At 63.2% G+C, this 19918-nt stretch carries 16 protein-coding genes; 11 read left to right on the top strand and 5 right to left on the bottom strand.

Going from position 1 to position 19918, the window contains the following annotated elements:
* Positions 1-20: 20 nt before the first annotated feature.
* Genes V2B23_RS16715 through V2B23_RS16730 form a run of 4 tightly spaced genes read left to right on the top strand, consistent with a single transcriptional unit; the run spans position 21 to position 5417 of the window.
* Positions 21-2039 carry a glycosyltransferase family 2 protein gene (locus V2B23_RS16715; protein ID WP_430951378.1) on the top strand — a complete coding sequence of 673 codons (2019 nt, stop codon included), beginning with the start codon at positions 21-23 and terminating at the stop codon, positions 2037-2039.
* Positions 2036-4321, top strand: a complete 2286-nt coding sequence (locus V2B23_RS16720; RefSeq protein ID WP_430951379.1) for a hypothetical protein — start codon at positions 2036-2038, stop codon at positions 4319-4321. Before V2B23_RS16715 ends, V2B23_RS16720 begins: the two co-directional genes overlap by 4 nt.
* On the top strand, positions 4318-4515 hold the full coding sequence (locus V2B23_RS16725; protein ID WP_430951380.1) for a hypothetical protein: 198 nt from the start codon (positions 4318-4320) through the stop codon (positions 4513-4515). The genes V2B23_RS16720 and V2B23_RS16725 overlap by 4 nt, the downstream gene beginning before the upstream one ends.
* Positions 4512-5417, top strand: coding sequence for a glycoside hydrolase family 16 protein (locus V2B23_RS16730; RefSeq protein ID WP_430951381.1), 906 nt, complete (start codon positions 4512-4514; stop codon positions 5415-5417). Before V2B23_RS16725 ends, V2B23_RS16730 begins: the two co-directional genes overlap by 4 nt.
* On the opposite strand, the gene V2B23_RS16735 is transcribed toward V2B23_RS16730, so the two are convergent.
* Together V2B23_RS16735 and V2B23_RS16740 are read right to left on the bottom strand one after the other, a co-directional pair.
* Positions 5402-6745, bottom strand: a complete 1344-nt coding sequence (locus V2B23_RS16735) for a lipopolysaccharide biosynthesis protein (RefSeq protein ID WP_430951382.1) — start codon at positions 6743-6745, stop codon at positions 5402-5404. The genes V2B23_RS16730 and V2B23_RS16735 overlap by 16 nt on opposite strands.
* Entirely contained in the window at positions 6742-7548 is an 807-nt protein-coding gene (locus V2B23_RS16740) for a glycosyltransferase family 2 protein (protein WP_260684520.1), read from the bottom strand. Before V2B23_RS16740 ends, V2B23_RS16735 begins: the two co-directional genes overlap by 4 nt.
* 309 nt (positions 7549-7857) lie before the next feature.
* On the opposite strand from V2B23_RS16740, the gene V2B23_RS16745 reads away from it, so the two are divergent.
* On the top strand, positions 7858-9045 hold the full coding sequence (locus V2B23_RS16745; RefSeq protein WP_430951383.1) for a 4-hydroxybenzoate 3-monooxygenase: 1188 nt from the start codon (positions 7858-7860) through the stop codon (positions 9043-9045).
* A 41-nt stretch (positions 9046-9086) separates the two neighbouring features.
* Here the strand turns inward: V2B23_RS16745 and V2B23_RS16750 are convergent, their stop codons facing one another.
* Positions 9087-9863 (bottom strand): arylamine N-acetyltransferase family protein, encoded by a 777-nt coding sequence (locus V2B23_RS16750; protein WP_430951384.1) that lies wholly within the window; start codon positions 9861-9863, stop codon positions 9087-9089.
* A 143-nt stretch (positions 9864-10006) separates the two neighbouring features.
* Here V2B23_RS16750 and V2B23_RS16755 point away from each other — a divergent pair, with 143 nt between their 5' ends.
* The 6 genes from V2B23_RS16755 (at position 10007) to V2B23_RS16780 (ending at position 18005) form a co-directional block, all read left to right on the top strand.
* Complete coding sequence (locus V2B23_RS16755) at positions 10007-10843, top strand: 2-amino-3,7-dideoxy-D-threo-hept-6-ulosonate synthase (protein ID WP_430951385.1); 837 nt, start codon at positions 10007-10009, stop codon at positions 10841-10843.
* Between the two features lie 66 nt (positions 10844-10909).
* Positions 10910-12094 carry a 3-dehydroquinate synthase II family protein gene (locus V2B23_RS16760; protein ID WP_430951386.1) on the top strand — a complete coding sequence of 395 codons (1185 nt, stop codon included), beginning with the start codon at positions 10910-10912 and terminating at the stop codon, positions 12092-12094.
* A 5-nt stretch (positions 12095-12099) separates the two neighbouring features.
* The gene (locus tag V2B23_RS16765; protein ID WP_430951387.1) at positions 12100-13242 is read left to right on the top strand and encodes an LLM class flavin-dependent oxidoreductase; all 1143 of its coding nucleotides are present in this window, start codon (positions 12100-12102) and stop codon (positions 13240-13242) included.
* The gene (locus V2B23_RS16770; RefSeq protein WP_430951388.1) at positions 13235-15781 is read left to right on the top strand and encodes an alpha/beta fold hydrolase; all 2547 of its coding nucleotides are present in this window, start codon (positions 13235-13237) and stop codon (positions 15779-15781) included. The genes V2B23_RS16765 and V2B23_RS16770 overlap by 8 nt, the downstream gene beginning before the upstream one ends.
* Positions 15778-16668, top strand: coding sequence for a beta-1,6-N-acetylglucosaminyltransferase (locus tag V2B23_RS16775; protein WP_430951389.1), 891 nt, complete (start codon positions 15778-15780; stop codon positions 16666-16668). Before V2B23_RS16770 ends, V2B23_RS16775 begins: the two co-directional genes overlap by 4 nt.
* On the top strand, positions 16665-18005 hold the full coding sequence (locus V2B23_RS16780) for a lipopolysaccharide biosynthesis protein (RefSeq protein WP_430951390.1): 1341 nt from the start codon (positions 16665-16667) through the stop codon (positions 18003-18005). Before V2B23_RS16775 ends, V2B23_RS16780 begins: the two co-directional genes overlap by 4 nt.
* Here the strand turns inward: V2B23_RS16780 and V2B23_RS16785 are convergent.
* A complete protein-coding gene (locus tag V2B23_RS16785) occupies positions 18002-18898 on the bottom strand; it encodes a glycosyltransferase family 2 protein (protein WP_430951391.1) in 897 nt (298 codons plus the stop codon). The two genes, V2B23_RS16780 and V2B23_RS16785, sit on opposite strands and share 4 nt — an antisense overlap.
* Positions 18895-19869, bottom strand: coding sequence for a glycosyltransferase family 2 protein (locus tag V2B23_RS16790; protein WP_430951392.1), 975 nt, complete (start codon positions 19867-19869; stop codon positions 18895-18897). The genes V2B23_RS16785 and V2B23_RS16790 overlap by 4 nt, the downstream gene beginning before the upstream one ends.
* Positions 19870-19918: the final 49 nt, after the last annotated feature.

The following is a 19918-nucleotide window of genomic DNA, read 5'->3' on the forward strand; positions in this document are numbered from 1 at the left end:
AGAACCCGTCGGAGTACGTCTTGACAGCGCAGACCCACCTGATCCCCGGGATCACCGTACTGATCTGCTGCTACACCCACGATCGTTTGGAACAGCTGTCCACCGGCATTCGCAGCGCCCAGGCACAGCTCCGCCCAGACGTGGACGAACTGATTGTGATCGTGGACCACAACGACGCACTCCGCACCGATCTGGTTTCCGCCTTCCCGACGGGCGTCACCGTGATCCCCAACGCGGCGACCCCCGGCTTGTCCGGCGCCCGCAACACCGGCGCCGAGGCAGCGCGGACTGAATTAGTCGTCTTCGTCGACGACGACGCCGCGCTCCGCCCTGGATCACTGGACAGCGTCCGTAGTGCCTTCACCGACGCGTCCGTTATCGCCGTCGGCGGTGCGGTACATGCCACATGGGAGGCGGGAGCCTCACCGTCATGGTTCCCGGACGAGTTCGGGTGGGTGGTGGGCTGCGACTACCGCGGACTTGCCGCCGACGGCGCCGAGATCCGCAATCCGATCGGCGCCGCGATGGCTGTCCGTCGTGCCGAATTGCAGAAGATCGGTGGTTTCTCCGATCGCCTGGGCCGTGTCGGAACAGTGCCGGCCGGTTGCGAGGAAACCCTCATGGGAATCGAACTGCGACAGCAGTTCCCGGGATCCAAGGTTGTGCGAATCGAGACGTTTGCCGTCGACCACTTCGTTCCCCGCCCTCGTAGCACTCTGCGCTACTTCGTCAGTCGCTGCCGCCACGAGGGCCGCTCCAAGGCTGTGCTGTCCGAGATGGTGGGTGGAAAGGCCGGGCTCGCCGCTGAACGCAGTTTTGTCGTCCGCACCCTGAGCACCGGGATTCTCCGCTATCTGCGCGGTGCGGTAACGGGCGACGGCATCAGCGCGGTGTCCCGAATTCTTGTCATGATCCTCGGATTGTTTGTCACGGCAACAGCTACTGCGCTCGCGACCATTCGCCAAGGCCCTCGTCGTGTCATCGAGTCGGAAGTGCAAGAACCAGTGGAAAAACCGGCCGAAGCCCCCGTCGCCACCGACGAGTTGATCACCGTCGTGATTCCCACCGTCGGTCGCGATTCGTTGCTCAACACCGTACGTACCGTGCTGGCTCAGGATCATCGCAATATCGAATTGCTGGTAGTCGACAACCGTCCCCACCGAAATGAGGCCGCGCGGATTCTGGCCGACATCGACGACCCCCGCCTGTCGGTCCTGGAACAACCCATTCCCGGAGTCTCGGCAGCCCGAAACAAGGGACATCAGAGCGCCAGGGGCCGGATCGTCGCCTTCACCGACGACGACGCAGTCCCCGATTCCGGGTGGATCTCGGGCATTGTCACCAGCTTCCGTGCCGACAACACCAGTTCTGTCGGAGTCGTGACCGGCCGGGTGCTCGGCACCGAATCCAACACCAGGGAACAAGCCTGGTTCGAGGAGGCAAAGGTCTTCGACAAGGGTGAGGTAGCAACGCTCTGGGCGATGAACTCTCGCAAGGAGACTGCGCTCGGCACCGACGACACTCTCGGCGAGTACGGTCCCCACGGTCCGTTCTTCCCTTACACAGCGGGCGAGTGCGGTTCAGGCAACAACATGGCGTTCCGCTCGACCGCTCTGCACTCGATCGGCGGATTCGACGAGCGCCTCGGCACTGGCACCCCCACCCACGGCGGTGAGGACCTCGACGCGTTCCGCGCAGCACTCCTCGACGGTTGGGCAATTGCCTACAATCCGAATGCCGTTGTGCGGCACTACCACCGTGACAACATGCCGGAACTTCGAGTGCAGAGTTACGGCTACGGCACCGGTATGGCCGCGTCGTTGACCAAGTTCGTCCTGTCCGGATCACCGCGGCCGATCCTCACGCGCATCCCGCGGGGTATCCACATGCTGATCTCGCCGACGTCGACGAAGAACATCGACTTCCCGTCCGACTGGCCGCTGCACCTGCGAATCCTCGAAGCCCTGGGTTACCTGGCCGGTCCGGTCCTCTTCGTTCGTAGCCATCTGAACGCGCGCCGGGTCGGTGCCGGGCGATGAGCACCGAAATAGACACCGACACAGACATCATCGATCTCCGACCGGGTAAGCCTGCGTCACCGCTCCCCCACTACGGGTGGAATCCCCGTATCTGCCTGAGAATCGGCGTGGCAGTTGCGGTTGCCATGTTCGTGCTCAACCTCGCCGTGGCAACCGACATCGCCGACTTCGTGCCCGCGCCGATCCGCCTGCTGATCGCGCTTGCCGGTATGACACTGGTTCCCGGACTGCCCGTTGTTGTTGCGCTGCGCATTCCAGGCCGCGCACTCTCCGCTGCCCTGATCGTGTCGGTGTCTTTGGCCGTCACCATCCTCGCCAGTCAGCTGACGATAGTGGCGCAGTGGTGGAGTCCACTTCGCACTCAGTTCATCTTGGCCCTACTCGCACTTGCACTCTGCGCCGGCGCCGCGCGCACAGTGCCGCCGAACTACCGACTGCCGAGCAGTGAACGTCAGCGAATTCTGAGCTTCGACCGGAGCCGAGCCTACGGTTTCGGTGCGCTGCTGATCGCCCTCGTTCTGTTCGTGGTCGCCGCTGCGAGGTTGGATGTCGCTGCGGCCGGCCACTTCGGCATCGTTGCCGAGATCGGCCCGATCTACGTACTCGGGCTGCTGACGCTCTGCGGCACAATCGTGTACACGCTGCGTCAACGCCTGATCGACCATGTGTTGATGGCGGCTAACACCGCCATGCTGATCGTCTACACCACGATGCTCGTGCCGGTCGCCACCGGCGAGACCACCGTGCCGGTCGCGTTCGTGCATCGCGGTTTCATCAACATTCTTGCCCAGAGCGGCACCCTCCCCAACTCGATCGACGCGCGATTCAGTTGGGCCGGATTCTTCTCCGCCGGGGCACATCTGATCACTGTCGCCGATGTACCCGACGCGACCGTGCTGCTTCTGTGGGCGCCGCTGTACATGGGTGCACTTCTGGCGTTTCCGCTGTACGCCATCGCGATTGCCATCACCGGTCGCGTTCGGCTCGCCTGGCTGTCAGTGGTGATCTACCAGCTCTTCAACTGGTATCAGCAGGATTACTTCGCACCGCAGGCTGTCGCGACGATCTTCTACACCACCATCCTCGCGACGCTGTTGTGGCAGCTTCGACGCTCACCGCTTCCGGTAATCGGTTCCGGGATCGGCCGATTCATCGTCTCCGCGCCCCGGCGCACGCCCGGGTTCGTTCCCGGTTTCGATTCACTCCGCACACTCGCGGTGGGCGCGGTATTGCTGCTCCTCATCGTCGCCACCACCGTCAGTCACCAGATCACCCCGATCCTGGTCATCGTCGTCCTGGCATCGTTCTCGCTGTTCGGAGCAACGCGCTACCGGACCCTGTGGCTGGCAGCGGGTCTCGTGTTCGCTGCGTGGTTCAGCTACGGTGCCACCGACTTCTGGATCGGCCACCTCCAGTCGATCTTCAGTGAGATCGGGCAGGTCGGCAATTCGGTGGGCCGCGGTGTAGGCGAGCGAATCACCGGCGATCCCACGTACCAGCAGATGCAGTACTTACGTATGGGCGCATCCGGGCTACTCGCGCTCATTGCCTTTGCGGGCTGGGTGCTCTCGCGCCATCGACGAACATGGCTCGTGGCAGGAGCCGTTGCCGCAGCACCGTTCTCGCTTGTCCTGCTGCAAAGCTACGGCGGCGAGATGATCATCCGTTGCTTCGTTCTCGCCTCTCCGGTCCTGGCTCCCTTTGCCGCCGTCGCCCTCGCTCATGCCGGCAACCAGATCGGCAAGGCACTCAACCCGGTCTCGTCGGCGAATCACACGCGGCCGCGCAGGACACGACCGTCCCACGGGGTTCGGGCCGCCGCCGCAACCTTGGCGTTGGTCTCGCTCGGTTTGCTCTTGACCACAAACCGCGGACTGAACACTGCATTCGAAGCGTCGACAACCGATCAGGTCACGGTATCGGACCAGTTCATTGCCGCGGTTCCACCGTCGACCACGATCATGACGTGGAGCCACGCGTCTCACACGAACGGTGTGCGACGGACCCTGGACCCGCTCGGGCCGCGAATGATGTTCGTCGACAGCTACGACTGCGCCAACGACCTCAGCGGTTGCGCTCTCGCCCGTAACCCGATGTACGTGTACGTCACGAGCCAGGGCATCGGAATGGCGTTGTTGCAGCAGGGCATGACGCAGGAGTATCTCGACGCCGAACTGGCCGCTATCATCGACAGCGGCCTCTACGTCCCGATGATCGAAAAGCCGAGCATCACGATCCTGCGCCGGGTCGACGCACCCGCTATCGAATTCGAGTCCCCATGAGTGTTGCGATCTTCTTCTACCTTGCCGCCGGCGTTCTCCTGGTCGCCGGTGTGATCCTGCGTGAACGCGAGGTCCCTGCCACCGGCAGCATCGGCCGCGGACACGCCGCCCAACTGATCAGCCTTGCGCTCGCCGTCTGTGTGATCACCGCCGCGACATTGACTTTCGTACGACTGATCGCAATGGCTGTATGAGCCGTCGACGGCAACGCACTGCCGGAGCTATCGCGGCGCTCGCCCTCATCGCGTCGTGTACCTCGTGCACGATCGCGACCGATTCGCCGGCCGAAAACCCTTGCGCGCCCGAATCCGCACCTGGTGGCGCGTCACTTCCTCGAGGTGACCTGCAGGGTTGGAAGCAGATCTTCAGCGATGATTTCGACGATTGTGATCTCGGTTCCGACTGGGGCACCTACAGCGGCCAGCCGGGCGGCAATCCGAACAGCACGTGGGATGCGTCGATGGTTCAGGTCGACAACGGTCTGCTCCACCTGAATTCGCAACGAACCGATTCGGGATGGATCACCGGAGGGGTGTCGAATTATCCGGTCACCCAGCAGTACGGACGGTGGGAGATTCGCATGCGCGCCGACAACAGTGACGACATCTCGTACCACATGCTGCTCTGGCCGCAGAACGAGAAGTGGCCACCGGAAATCGATTTCGCGGAAAGCGTCAGCGGCACCCGCGACGAGATGTCCGCCTTCCTGCACTGGGTCGACGACAAAGGCAGCAACGACAAAAAAGGTGTATCCACGGGCGGAGATTTCTCCGAGTGGCACACCGTCGGAGTTGAGTGGGGACCGGGCATCGTCCGCTACCTGCTCGACGGCAAAGTCTGGGCCGAAGCACATTCGGAGACAATGGTTCCGGACGTCCCCATGTGGCTCGGCCTGCAAGCCGAGGCCGGAGCGTGCGAACGTCGTGAGGACTGGGGCATGGCGCCGTGCTCCGACGCGTCGGAGCAGCGCCCGGACAACGTTGCCGTACAGGTGGACTGGGTCACTGTGTATGCGGCAGACTTCGACGCGTTGGAGAAGATGCAGAAATCCGGTTACTACGATCCGTCACCGGATGCCATTCAGTTCACAGACTGAGATTCGCTCCGCATTGCGAGAACCGCACGGGTAAGTGGCACAACAAGGATCACGGCAGACACAGACTCAGCCACGATGTACGCCCAGCCCAACGCGACAAGTCCGTGCTCGTCGATCAATGCCAGACTGAGTCCGAGAATCAGTGCTGCATTGCAGATCTGCACTGCCACGGCAAGCCGCAAGCGGCGACGCACGCGGGCAACCGCGGTATACGCGGCCACTACTGTCGCGGGAATGAGCGCAATCGCAGCAAGGCGGAGCAGCGGAGTTCCCTGCTCCGCGTACGGCTTACCGACGATCTCCAACATCACCGGCGCGATTACGGCAAACAGCAGAACACCACTCAACGCGACAGCACCGAGTATCGCAAAGAATCGAAGGGTCAGACCGTACAGGCGCGTCGGATCACTACTGGCCGATGCGGCAACATACGGCCCCATCAGCATGGTCATCAAGACCAGTACGGCGGTAACCAGGGACCAGGAGATTGCAAAATACGCGTTGGCGTCGGCGCCCATGCGCGATACGACGATCAACGGGAGTAGCAGTGGTGCAAGGGCACTGACCACGTAAATACCGTAGGAACCGGCCAGGTAATTGCCGATCTCCCGGCGAGGCGGCAACTGCGACGGCGCGCTCTGGTGGTCGGGAGTGCGTAGCCGCCGAGCAACCATCACGCCCAGGACAAGCGCGGCGATCAGCGCCGGTATCGTCCACGTCCAGATGATGGCGAGGTGTGAAGCGGTAAACGCCAATGCTGCGGCAAGCACCAGTTTTACAATCGCGTGCGCGACGTTCTTCCCTGCGGCCCAACCGGCTTCGCGGAATGCCACCGCGGTGTGGTCGAGCATGGCAAAAGTGGAGAACACCACCACGACCACCGGAAAGAGCCAGTATTCGAACGGATGGAGGAACATCTCCGACGTCGGTCCCAACAGCAGGAATCCGCCGCCCAGGAGAAGACCGCCCACCGCACCAACGGCAAAGCCCGCCCCGACCATCGACTTGGAGCGCTGCCCGGCAAGCGGAAGGAAGCGTTCGAAGAGTCCGCCGATACCGAAGTTGCCAAAGGCCGAGAGCATCGTGGCCGTGGTGATCACCGCCGCGGCAGCACCGACCTCACGCGCCGGGTACAGGCGTCCGAGGATTGCCCAGTAGACAAGACCCACAACACCCGTCAAGAGCGCTGAGACGGTGAGCGCCAGACTGTTTCGCTCGAGGCTGTGGCCGTTCGTGCTGGAACCCCCAGTACTGGGACCCTCCATACTCGGGTCACCTGCGATTGCCGCCCCCGGCGATATGACGGTGTCGCCGGAGGGGGCGGTCACAGTGTCAGTTCGCGGACGTCAGCCTGTGCTGTCTTCTTCTGGATTGTCTTGGTCTCGCGCCAGTGCTGCCATTCCTGACCGATGGTGCGCAGCACTCGCATGCCGTCGCTGTAGGCGTTGAGGTTACTGCGTCCGTGGATCCGGGGACCCTCGAAGCTGCCGACCTCGACGATGTTGAGACCACTCGTCGCAAGACGGACGTTGATGACGGTCTCGATCTCGAAACCGTCGCCCCACTGCGCGCGCTGGTACTCGACCGGCGCCAGTTCGAGCAGCGGGATGTGCTTGCGCCAGAAGGCGTTGTAGCCGTAGCAGAGGTCGGAGAACTTTGTTCGGAAGATGAGGTTGACCAAGCCGTTGAGGCCCTTGTTGCCGAAGTTGCGTAATCCGGTGATGTCGGAACTTCCACCGCGGCCGACAAAACGGCTTCCTTTGGCGAGGTCTGCCCCGCCGACCAGAGCCTCGACGAAGAAGGGAATCTCAGCGGGGTCGGTCGACCCGTCGGCGTCGATGGTGACGATGATGTCGCCGGTCGATGCCTCGAATCCACAGGCCAGGGCGTTGCCCTTACCGGAACGGGTCTGCACGACAAATGTTGCATCCGGCCACAATTCACGGGCCACAGCTACGGTGTCGTCAGTGGAATGGCCGTCGACGAAGACAATCTGATCGATATCCGTAGGCATCCGCGACGCAACGAACGGCAAATTCTTTGCCTCGTTCATGGCCGGGACGATGACGGAGACGGTCGGACGGTTTCCACCCTTGCCGGATTCCGGTTCGGACGGTGTCGCTCCGGTGATGTCGGCGGCCGGGCCACCTGTCGGTATCGAAGTACTCACGACGATCGTCTCCACTCATATTGACAGTCCGATGCCTGGAGAATGTGTTGGCCACTGGCTCACACCCAGACAATGTCCCTCTCCAAGAACTGGATTCGGGAGGTCCTGCAGTTCGTCGAACTGCATGCCCTAGAGTAGAAGATAGGCAAGCCTTAGCAAAGCCCTAGAGGGCTTGTGTGTCGACAGTCACATAATATCCGGTGGCCGCGACGCTGGTGATCCGGTATTGCGCCAACGAATACGCTCGAAGACAAACAAAGGAACTTACACGTGCACACTCAGGTTGCGATCATCGGTGCCGGACCTGCCGGACTGACTCTCGCTGCGCTGCTTCACCGCCAGGGTATTTCCTCCATCGTCCTCGAGCGTCACGACCGCACGTACATCGAGACACGAACCCGAGCCGGCATCCTCGAACAACCCACCGTCGATCTCATGCACGAAATCGGCGTGGGCGACGGAATCACGCGCGAAGGCATGGTGCACAACGGGTTCTATGTTCGATTCGACCGAACCACACATCATCTCGACTTCACCAGGCTCGTCGGCGGACACGCCACCGTCTATCCGCAGCAGAAGCTGGTTGCCGACCTCGTTGCGGACCGGGTCGGGGGCGGTGAGCCTCTTCTCTTCGAGGCCTCGGTACGTTCGATCGACACCACCACCGACGGCGCCCGCCTGCAGGTCGAGACGCCGGACGGACTGATCGAGATCACCGCGGACTTCGTCGCCGGCTGCGACGGATTCCACGGGGTGAGCCGCGCTCACCTTCCCGCCGACACGGTCCGAGAGTTCGAGAGGACCTATCCCGTTGCGTGGCTCGGCATCCTGGCGCACACCGCCCCAACCACCCCCGAGGGCATGTACTGCGCACACGAGAACGGCATCTCGGTGCACAGCATGCGCGGGCCGAACATCACCCGCCAGTACCTGCAGGTTCCCGCGGACACCGATCTGAGCGACTGGTCTGACGAACGCATCTGGGACGAGCTGACACTCCGCAGTGCCAGCGACGATTTCCCGGTACTCGAGCGCGGCGAGATCTTCGACAAATCACTGGCCCCGCTGCGCTCGTACGTGTGCGAAACCATGCAACACGGAAGGCTTTTCCTACTCGGCGACGCCGCCCACATCGTTCCCCCCACCGGCGCAAAGGGTCTCAATCTTGCAGTGTCCGATGCCGTCACGCTGTCCTATGCGCTCGGTGCGCATTACCTGACCGGGGAGCGTGAGTACCTCGACGCGTATTCGAGCACGTGCCTTCCACGTATCTGGAAGGCACAGCACTTCTCCGCAATGCTCACCGAAACCCTGCACTCGCTGTCCGCAGATCCATTGGATTGGCAGCTGCGACGCGCTCGCCTGACCAGGTGGGTGGAGTCGGAGCACGAGCAGTCCGCCCTGGGCGAGGTCTACCTGGGCCTACCCTTCCCCAGTCCCTGGCAGTTTCCGGCATAACAGCAGTTCCCGACATAACAGCAGTTACCGGATCAGGTATTTCAGAATCGAACCGGCCGCGGAAGTTCGGGCAACCGGATGCCGAACTCCGCGGCCAGCACGGCAAGCGCTTCGTCTCCGTCCAGGTCGCGGGCACTGCGGTCTACTCCGTCCGTAACGGCTAGCTGGTACTGCTCATCAGGCCTGCAGGAGAGTGTCTTTCGAACGCTGCCCTCGGTCAGGGAGCACACGATTCCGCTGGTGAAGCGGGCCAGCGGGGAGGTGCTGTGCCACCACGCCATTGCCGCGAAATCTGCGAGTGGCCTCGTGGTCGCGTCTGTCAGGTACGAGGCGCCGGAGGGAAAACGCACGTCCCATCCGACGACTGCGCCGGCGTCGATCGGGTGCACTATCGCGTCGCCGCCGAACCCGACATCGACCAACCACGTCTCGCCTGCGAATCCGACAACGATCGCGACGTGGCCCAGTGGGAGCCCCGGCCCGTTCGGCGTGACGACGGCTGCGCCGACCAGCTGTGCATCGAATCCGACGGTGCGCAGTGCGCGGGCGAGTAGGCCGTTGAGTTCGTAGCAGATGCCACCTCGCTCACGTCCGAGCAGCTTCTCCTCGATTGCGGCTACCGAGACCTCGACCGGGCGTTTGCGGTGAATGTCGAGATTCTCGAACGGGATTCGGGACAACTGAGCGTCGGCGATGCGTCGCAACAAGGACGCATCGACGGGACTGGTCAGGCTATCGTCGGGCAATGCAACTCTGCGGAGATACGAGTGCATTTCCGCACTCGACATCACGTCGGCGTCGCGACGCATACGCCGCATTTGCGGTGCTACCGAGGGTATTTGTGGTGTAGATCGCAGTGCTACCTCTACCCCGCTTGAATCCATTTGTGTAGCCTACCCTAATATTGCGGAGGCACTCGAGAACGTCAGCCGCACGTTCGATGCCCGATTGGAGAACCTCGGTGTTCACATCACCCAACTATGCGAAGTCGCAGTCCTCGGGCGGTAAGTCCATCCGACTCTCCCGGATCAGCGATTACGCTACCGGGCGCACTCTCGTCGTACCGCTCGACCACTCGGTCACCATCGGGCCGCTCGGCAAGGCCGACCATGCAAACTCGTTGGTCCGCACTCTGGCACAGGCCGGCACCAATGCCGTAGTTCTCCATCGCGGCCGCGCCAAACACGTCGACCCGGCCCACTTCGCGCGCATGGGATTGATCGTCCATCTCTCTGCCGGGACCACCCGCAGCATGGATCTCGACGGAAAGGTGCTTGTCGGCGGCGTCGAGGACGCGCTACGCATCGGCGCCGACGCGGTCAGCGTGCACGTCAATATCGGATCGTCCACCGAACGCGAGCAGCTCCAGGATTTCGGCAAGGTCTCCCATGAATGCGAAACACTCGGAGTTCCCTTGCTGGCCATGATGTATGCGCGCGGTCCCCTGCGTGGCGATCTCCCGTCGGACACGGCGGAACTGAAGCACCTGGCGGCTATCGCCACCGATCTCGGTGCAGACCTGGTCAAGCTCGACTACAGCGGCACCCCCGAATCCATGCGTGAGGTTGCCGAGTCCTGCCCGCTGCCCATCTGCGTCGCGGGCGGCCCGCCCCTCGAAGACGTCGACGCGCACGCACTCGCGCTCGGCGCCGAGATACTGAGCTCAGGTGTTGCCGGGTTGAGCTTCGGCCGTAATGTATTCGAGGCACGCAATCCGTACGCGGTGGCCTCTGCACTGGCCCGGATGATGCACTCCCCCCAGGAATCGGCGTCCCGGTCCGAACTCGAGATTGCCTGATCTTCAGTTTTCACCACCTCGCACGCACGCGCGCTTGTTCAACCAACGAAGGGAACGTGTCCAACCATGGACAGCACTATCGTCACCGACCAGATCCTCCCGGCGACGGGGGCCGGCACGGACAGTCGACGGACACCGATCAGCCGCGAAGGCCACTTCGCCTGGCTCGACGTCCGTTCGGTCGAGCAGAGCTTGCTGCCGGCAATTGTGCAAGCCGCATTGCACCATCGCATCGACGGCATCCTCTCGGACAAGATCGAGACCTTCGACGGCCTTCCCCCGACCGTGCGCCGCATCCTGAGCGTCGACGCTCCACTGGCAGAGGACTTCCCGTACGACGGAGTTGACCTCGTCGTGGTCGCCGACCGCGCGGACGCGTTGTCCCCCAACATCGGCCACACCCCTGACCGTGGCGTCCACGTTGTCGTTTCCGACGCACCGACTCTGCAGTTGGCGTGCGAGGTCGTTCGTGAGGTGCCGTGGACGCTCCTCACGTTCACCGACCCCACCAAGATCCCCCTCGAGATCGTCATCGCCGCAGCCGAGAACTCCGGCGGACGCACGGTCACCACGGTCACCGACGTCGAAGACGCCGAAATCGTGAAGCTGGTCCTCGAGCACGGCTCGGACGGACTACTGCTCGCACCCCGTAGCGCCGACGACGTCGTCCGCATCGCGCGCATCGTCGATCACCAGATCGAAGCGATGGAACTCTCCGAGCTTGTTGTCACCAAGGTCGAGCACATCGGCATGGGCGATCGCGCCTGCATCGACACCTGCTCGTTGCTCGAGAAGGACGAAGGCTGCCTGATCGGTTCGTTCTCCACCGGAATGTTCCTCTCCTGCAGCGAGACCCACCCGTTGCCGTACATGCCGACGCGTCCCTTCCGCTGGAATGCCGGCGCAGTGCACTCCTACGTCCTCGGCCCGGACAACCGCACGCGCTACGTCAGCGAACTTCAGGCCGGCCATCCGATCCTCGCGGTCCGTTCCGACGGCAGTGTTCGTGAAGTACGCATCGGCCGCGTCAAGATCGAGAAGCGCCCGCTGATCTCGATCACCGCAGTTGCCCCGAACGGCAAGAACGTCAACGTCATTGCACAGGACGACTGGCACGTGCGTCTGCTCGGACCCGGTGGCAGCGTCAACAACGTCACCGAACTGGAACCGGGCGACAAGCTGCTCGGCTACGTTCCCACCGAGGCGCGCCACGTCGGTCTGCCGATCACCGAATTCTGCGACGAGCGCTAGGAAATATGTCCGTTCCCGAGATCCTCTGGTACATCGGAGCAAACGACGGCGAGGTGCCGTGGGATCCGCGGCACCGGTTCGAGCCGTCGTTTGCCGCTCTGCGTGAGCAGGCGCGCACTCTCGACCGACTCGGCTACTACGGCGCGTTGACAACGGCCCGCGAGCCGATTTCGCTTGTCGCAGATACCGAACGGCTGCGCTTTGTCGTACCCGAGTATCCCGGAGTCAAACCGCCGGCGTTGCTTGCCGAGGAGGCACAGGTCTTCGACCAGTATTCCGGCGGCCGGTTGATCTACAACCAGGTCAACGGCGCCGATCCGGTGTTGGCGCGGTACGGACGATTTCACTCCAAGGACGAACGCTACGGCGTGTCCGAGGAGTACTGGCCGCTGTTCAAGCGGCTCTATCTCGATGAGGCGCAGGCATTCTCGGGTGAACACTTCGAGCTCGGTCCGCGGTACAAGCCGGCCATCGCCGGACCCCGTCAGCCTGACGGGGTTCCGGTCTGGGGTACCGGGGCATCCCCCGCCGGAATCTCGCACGCGGCAGAGGTTCTCGATGCCTACCTCATGTTCATGAGCCCGGCTGACGCGATGTCGACGCTGTTCACGAAAGTCAGGAAGGCAGCCGCCGACAAGGGCCGCGAACTGAAGTTCGGAGTATTGGCCAGCGTCATTGTCAGGGAAACGGAAGAGGAAGCCTGGGAGCGGTTCGAATGGCAGCTGTCCCAGACTTCACCGGAATCGGTGCTCAGCACCGCGGACCGCAATCTGACCAGCTTCGGGTTCCCACCGTTGGCGGAACTCACCTCGGACGACGCTCAGGTACAGGCCCGGATCGACGCTCTGCGAGCCGGGCGTCTGCCCTCGCGCGCCGAACTCGAATTCGCACCGAACATGGCTGCCGGACTGACCACCTGGTCCGGCGCCGAGCCGCCATTCGACGTCGCCGGTAAGGGCACGGGCAATTATCTTGTGGGCAGCGCAGACAACGTGGCCGCGCGCATGCTCGAGCTGAGCGAGAGTGTGGGCATCGACATCTGGATCCTGTCCGGGTGGCCACTGATCCGCGAGGCCGAAATCGCGGCCGAACTGCTTTTCCCCAGGCTCGGCGTGACAGCTGCGTTCGGAGCAACTGCCGGTGTCTGATATTTCGACGATCGAGACTTTCCTTCCCCCTCGCGGACACGAACCATTCTCGGTTCCGTGGTCCTCCGTGCGGGAACGGTTCGAATCCGTTGCAACCGCAGTGCCTGACAACATCGCGGTGGTCTGCGGCGGTAGCAGTCTGAATTATCGGGACCTTCACTCGCTGGCAGACGCACACGCTCGGGCCCTGATCGGTCATCTCGGTGACGGGCATCTCGGTAGCGATCGGCGCCCCGTTGCCCTCGACACCACCTGCAGCCTCGACTGCGTTGTCGCGCTTGTCTCCGTGCTTCTCTCGGGACATCCACTGGTGCTACTCGATTCGCAACTGCCCGAGGATCGGCGCCACAGCATTCTCACGCGCTCGGGAGCTGCTCGATTTACCCCGGCCGCGTTGGCTGCATTGCCCCGACACCCCGAACAGCCGCTGCCGGTTGTCAGCGAGAGCGACTGCGCAGTACTGCTTTTCACTTCCGGTTCCACCGGCATGCCGAAGGCGGTCCGCCAGGGTCACCGCCTGTGGCTCAACCAGGCGGCGGATTTTCACGCCACGCTCGGCATCGGTTCGGGCGATCGGTTGGGAATGGCGTTGCCGATCAGCTTCGGCGGCGGACTCGACGTCGTGTTCAGCGCACTACTCAACGGCGGCGAACTGCACTTCCTCGATCCCCGCGAAGTAGGTATCGAAGAAGTCCCGCAGTGGATTTCGAGCCACATGCTTACCACGCTGCACGCCACCCCTTCACTGCTGCGCGCAGTCATGAAGGTGTGCGCCGGCACCACCACACTGACCGGTCTCCGCTTGGTCACCACGTGCGGTGAGGCCGTGCACGGCGATGACGTGACCAGGCTCCGCACACTGCTCAGCCCGACTGCGTCGTACTGCAATCTGTCGGGTTCCTCCGAGACCGGCAATCTCGCGTTCAACGAATTCCCCCCTGGCCGCGAGGTTCCCGACCGGGTACTTCCCGTCGGCGTAGTTGCCGCCAACAAGGTGGTTCGGTTGCTCGGCCCCGACGGCACCGATGCCGCGCCGGGTGAGGTCGGGGAAATCGTCGTCGAATCGCCCCATCTTTCCGAAGGCTATTTTGTCGAGCGAGACGGCACCGCTACGGCAGACCTCACGAAGTTCGGCCAGGCCGCAGACGGCACACGATCGTTCCGGATGGGCGATCTGGGCCGATTCGACCAGCACGGACTGCTCCACCTGGTCGGCCGGAGCGACGACGCCGTCAAGGTGCGCGGCTACCTGGTTGAGCCGTCGGAAGTGGAGTCGGCACTGCGACGCCTACCTGCTGTCGAGGATGCCGTTGTGCTGGCTCGGCAAACAGACTCGGGTGCCGTGCTGGTCGGATACGTTGCCGTAGATCCCACTACGCGCGCGCCGTCCGCGGCAGACCTGCGACGAGATCTCCGAAAGACTCTGCCTGACTGGATGATTCCTGCCAACCTGATGCTGCTTCCAGCCCTACCGCGCAACGAGCGCGGCAAGGTGGACCGTGGCGCTCTACCTGCACCGTCACCCAGGCCCGCCGTGATTCCCCCCGCTGTGGGTGTCGAGTCCGAACTGGCAGCACTGTGGTCCGAAATCCTCGGGATCGAGCAGATCGGCCGTGACGACGACTTCGTCTCTCTCGGGGGCGATTCTCTGCAGACTCAGCAGATGCTCACCCGTGCCGCCGCGACGTTCAGCGCAGAACTGTCGTCGGCAACCTTGGCCAACTTCCCTACCCTGCACCAGTTTTCCGCACATCTCGAACAGTCCTCTGCAGGTACAGCGCTGCGCACCCGCGTGCTGGTGCCGTTGCAGACCGGCGGCACCGGAGACCCGATCTTCGCCTTTGCCGGAGCCGGTTCCACCGCGTTGGCGTTGCTGCCGCTGGCAAGGGAACTCGGGCCCCGATGGACGGTGCACGGTCTCCAGGCCCACGGACTCGAAGGCCGCGGATTCCCCGATTGGACGGTGCGCTCAGCGGCGAAGCGCTACCTACGCGAGATCCGCCGGGTACAACCGCACGGCCCGTACACCTTTGTCGGACACTCACTCGGCGGTGTGATCGCAATGGATGTCGCCCGCCTACTCGAAGCCGAGGGCGAAACCGTCAACGCGGTGATCTGCCTCGACACGATCCTGAGTGGGCCGCTGGGTTCAGGAACACTCGATCACTCACGCAGTGAGCCGGATTCGGGCAATCAGTCGATCCCGGTTTCCGAACCTGCGGCTCCCACCGATCGCCGCACACTGTGGAAGACTCGCGCCATGCTGCTGACCGCAGGACTATGGCAGTACCCGGCACAGATTCAGTGGGATCTCTTCCACGATCTGGGTCGACGCGTCGCGCTCATGCACCGACTGCAGCCGTGGGGAGGCACAGTATCGGTAGTCATGGCAGAAGACAACCCGGATGACCCCGCGTGGTGGACTCGAGTTGCACCCCAGGTTGTTTCGGTGGAGCGTGTGTCCGGCGATCATGTCGGTATGCTCCGACCGCCGTATGTCGCGCGCACTGCCGCACTGGTGCGCGAGGCATTGAAATGAGCTTTCGCGCAGCAGTTTTGATCATTGCACATCACCAGCCAGAAGTCTTTGCCGCACTCGTGGATTCACTGCACCATCCATCCATCGATATCTACGTCCACATCGACGCAAAAGCTGATCTCGCATCGTTCGAGGCCGTGGTGCCGGAAGGTGGCCGGGTGAGTTATCTGCGCGAACGCTCTTCCGTGAATTGGGGTGGACTGAGCATCGTCCGCGTGATTCTGCGTTTGATCGAGCGTGCACGATCCTCCGGTAACAAGTATCAGCGATACGCCTTGCTATCGGGTTCCGATCTGTTGATCGCGCCGATCGACGAGGTACTGACGGCCTGGCAGAGTTCCACCGAGTTCATTCGAGTTGACTGGCGCCTGACCGGCCCCGGTGCCCGTCGAACTCATCAGGTGGACCGTCGCCACTTCCCGGACGACAGGTTGCCGCTTCGCGCGAGACTGTCCGGGCGTATCCCTCGGAAGGTGGATCCGACTGTCGAGTTGTACCAGGGATCGGCTTGGTGGGCACTGACCGCCGGCGCTGTGGACCAGGTCACCGGATTTATCGCGGAACATCCGCGGTGGCTCGACTTCCATCGGCACACATTGTGTTCCGACGAGATTGTCTTCCACTCGATCCTCAAAGCCGCGCCGCACGCGAGTCGGATCGTTCAGGACGTGGAGCAGTGCGCCGACGTCGACGCATTCATCGCCGACCCGGTACACGCCCTACATCACATCGACTGGTCGGATCGAACTGCGCTGAGTCCGCGGGTATTCGGAATCGACGACGAACCGACACTGCGTACGTCACCGGCGCTGTTCGCCCGCAAGGTCGACGAGACCTCGACGGCACTGATCGATGCTTTTGCAGTGAACCCGGATTCTCCGCGATGAGCCGCCTGCCCACCCGCCGCCTGAGCGCGGGACTCGAGTCCAACGCCGCTGCGCTGATGCTCTCGTCCGTGGCAACAGGTGCACTCGGGCTGGTGTACTGGGCAGTGGCAGAACGCTTCTTCACCACGGCTGAAGTCGGCCGAGCGTCGGCGGTCATCAGCACGGCAACGATGCTCGCATCGGTGTCCTGTCTGTCTCTCGGCGGCGCGTATCAACGCTTCCTTCCGGTCGCCGGACGCGCCTCGACGCGTCTGGTCCTGGGCGGGTTGGCTCTGACCGCCACCGTGGCCGTTCTTCTCGGTTGCGGTTTCCTGCTCGTCAATCCGACCAATGAACGCCTCTTCACCAACACCACCGAGCGCGTCGTCTTCCCGATGTTGGTGATGACTCTGGCGATCTACGCTCTGACCGACCCGATCCTGACGGGTCTGCGACTGGCGAAGAGTGTTGCGGCCAAGAACATTGCACTGTCGGTGCTCAAGATCGTTCCGATCGTTGCCCTGGCGGGCACGGGATCTACTCTGGCTCTCACCGGGTCTTGGGGCGTGCTGGCGTTTGGCGTCACCGCGGTTGCGCTGGTTCACATTCTGCGCACCGGTGTGCGCGGACGGACGACAATCGCGCCTGATCTGCCACCGGTGCGCGAACTGTGGGCATTCCAGGGCGTCTTCTTCACGATGACGCTTGTGCTCACGGTAACGCCCCTTGTACTGCCACTGATCGTGGTGTCGCAGTTGGGCACCGAACAGAACGCCTATTTCAACGTGGCCTGGACCATGTGCTCGGCAGTGGGACTACTCCGTAGCGGAGTCGGTTCGTCGTTCATCGTCGAAGCCTCGTCGCCAGATGCCGACCGGAAAGCCCTGCTGAGGCGGTTGTTGCGCATGCTCGCCGTGGTGACCGCGGTATCTGCTGCGGGGCTGGCGATCGGCGGACCACTGGTTTTGTACGTGATCAGCCCCGACTACTTCCACGCGGCAACAACACTCGTCCTCGTCATGGCGCTCGATTCGATAGCCGGAGCTGTTGTCGTGGTCTATTTCCTTCTCGCCCAGATCTTGCGACGACTCCGGCTTATGTTGGCGGTCCAGTGCGTCATCGTCGTCACCACGGTATCGCTGGCACTGGTCTTGATTCCCCGGCTGGGCCTGATCGGAGCCGGACTGGCAACGCTGAGCGCTCAGTTGGTCGCCATCGCGGTGATCGCGGTGCCACTGCGCCGTGCGGTAGTCGACTTCTCGGCTACCCCGGATGTCACGAAATCCGACCCTCGTCACCTCGACACTCCGGACCTCGAGATTCCGGAACCTGACGTGCTGGATTCTGCAAGAACTTAGTGCGCTGCTCGCACTTTCGCGAGCGTCTCGACTATCTTACGTCCGGTGAACCGGACGGTCTCGACGCCCGGGCGTCGTATCACCACCGAGGCAGCCGGGCGCGCGATGTCCGTCAACGCCCGCACCACCGCCACGGGCAACGGTCCCGACGGTACCTGCGGCCACAGCAGCGCAGTCAGCGCCTCGCCCGAAAGCGGGCGCACGCCAATCGACTCCGCATACTCGCGAGCGATCCGCTGGTGCGCAATCCGCTGCTGCGACCCGTGCACGGCACTGACCTGGTGGGGATAGATCCGGTACTCGTATCCGATCATCGCCACGTTGGCGAGACGACCGAACTGCGAGAGTTCCGCGAACATCCGGTAGTCCTCCGCGTGAGCGAATTCCGTCCGGAACTCGAGACCACTGCGGTCCAGGATGGGCTTGCGGATCATGACCGATGCGCCGCAGTGGCAACTGCCGAGTAGCAACCTCTGGCGGCATGCCGCATCCGAGCGCGGCATCCGAACCCGGCCCGTCATCGCCCCGAACAGTTCGTAATCGGTACCGCACGACACTATCGACGCATCCGCCGTCAACACTGCCAACTGGGCGGACAACCGGCCGACGCCCATCCTGTCGTCAGCATCCATCCGCGCCAGGAACTCGCCCCGCGCTTCCGCGAGGCCTCGGTTCAAAGCGCCGACCAGTCCGGTGTTGTCTTGGCGTATTACCCGCAGTCGCGGATCTGCGACCGAGGCGAGCACTGCGTCCGTGTTGTCGGTGGACCCGTCGTCGATCACCAGTAGTTCGAAGTCGCGGAAATCCTGTGTAAGAACCGAATCGAGCGCCTCGCGCAGGTAGGGGCCGGCGTTGTAGGCAGGGATCAGGACGGTGACCAGTGGCGCGCTCATCGGTGCCTCAGAATCGCAGAGTACAGACCGGGGGTGTACTTCACCATCACCGCGAACACAGCCTCGCGGCGGTGACCTGTGCGTACCAGCGGAATCACGTCGTCCGTCGAAATCGAGCGACGCACCCGGGTTATCGCCTCATCGTAGAGTTCGGGCCGCGTCGGTGACGCATGGCGGGCACGCATGGCCACGTGAGCGACGGACGTCAGCACCTCGCGGTAGCGGAAGGCACGTATCTCGTTGCGCCACTGTGCGCTCAGTCGATGGGCATCCAGCTCGCCGTCGATATCGCGTTCGACTTTGAACAGGTCCAGCGTGCGCGGGGTGAGCGAGGTACTGATCGAGCCCTCACGGTAGAGATACCGGTACAACGGCTCTTCCACCAAGGCAACTCGCTCGGCAGCCAACGACATTCGCAGTACGGGCGCCATGTCCTCGTATCCCTGCCCCTCGTCCCACGGGCGCTCCCCCAGCAACTCACGGCGGAAGAGCTTGGTGCACGCGTAGGCTTTTGCGTCCCCGAGAATGAGGCGTCGCGCAAATTCTCTGCCAGACACCACCATCGCGTCGAACGGCGCCTCGTCGATCTGGATTGCCGCACCGGATTCGTCGACGCGAGTTGTTCTGGTGCAGGCGAAGTCGGCCGACGCGGTGATCAATGCCGACTCGAGTCGCTCTACGAAATCGGGTGCCGCCTCGTCGTCACTGTCGAGGAACCACACGAGGTCCTCGGTCACGGCACTCAGGCCGGAATTGCGTGCGCGCCCCAAGCCCTCGTTGCGCTCGTGGACCACGGACGTGAAATCGACACCACGCGAACGCAAGTACGACTCCGCACACGCCATGGACTCGTCACCACCGCGATCGTCCACCAGGACGATCTGCGCAACCGGACGGGTCTGCTCGAGCACGGAACGAAGGCAGCTCTCCACGTACGGCAAGCACTGATACACCGGCACAACCACACTCACACCAGCAGGGCTACGGTTCACCGATCACTCAGGTCTCTCGATAGAAAAC

The organism is Rhodococcus sp. 24CO, from assembly GCF_050586165.1.
Lineage (GTDB): Bacteria > Actinomycetota > Actinomycetes > Mycobacteriales > Mycobacteriaceae > Rhodococcus_F.

What these genes read in the sequence shown, in the direction of transcription:
- V2B23_RS16780 (WP_430951390.1), top strand. Translation starts at nt 16,665, where the DNA reads ATGAGCCGCCTGCCCACCCGCCGCCTGAGCGCGGGACTCGAGTCCAAC.
- V2B23_RS16750 (WP_430951384.1), bottom strand. Translation starts at nt 9,863, where the DNA reads ATGCGGCGTATGCGTCGCGACGCCGACGTGATGTCGAGTGCGGAAATG.
- V2B23_RS16725 (WP_430951380.1), top strand. Translation starts at nt 4,318, where the DNA reads ATGAGTGTTGCGATCTTCTTCTACCTTGCCGCCGGCGTTCTCCTGGTC.
- V2B23_RS16760 (WP_430951386.1), top strand. Translation starts at nt 10,910, where the DNA reads ATGGACAGCACTATCGTCACCGACCAGATCCTCCCGGCGACGGGGGCC.
- V2B23_RS16785 (WP_430951391.1), bottom strand. Translation starts at nt 18,898, where the DNA reads ATGAGCGCGCCACTGGTCACCGTCCTGATCCCTGCCTACAACGCCGGC.
- V2B23_RS16765 (WP_430951387.1), top strand. Translation starts at nt 12,100, where the DNA reads ATGTCCGTTCCCGAGATCCTCTGGTACATCGGAGCAAACGACGGCGAG.
- V2B23_RS16720 (WP_430951379.1), top strand. Translation starts at nt 2,036, where the DNA reads ATGAGCACCGAAATAGACACCGACACAGACATCATCGATCTCCGACCG.
- V2B23_RS16730 (WP_430951381.1), top strand. Translation starts at nt 4,512, where the DNA reads ATGAGCCGTCGACGGCAACGCACTGCCGGAGCTATCGCGGCGCTCGCC.
- V2B23_RS16775 (WP_430951389.1), top strand. Translation starts at nt 15,778, where the DNA reads ATGAGCTTTCGCGCAGCAGTTTTGATCATTGCACATCACCAGCCAGAA.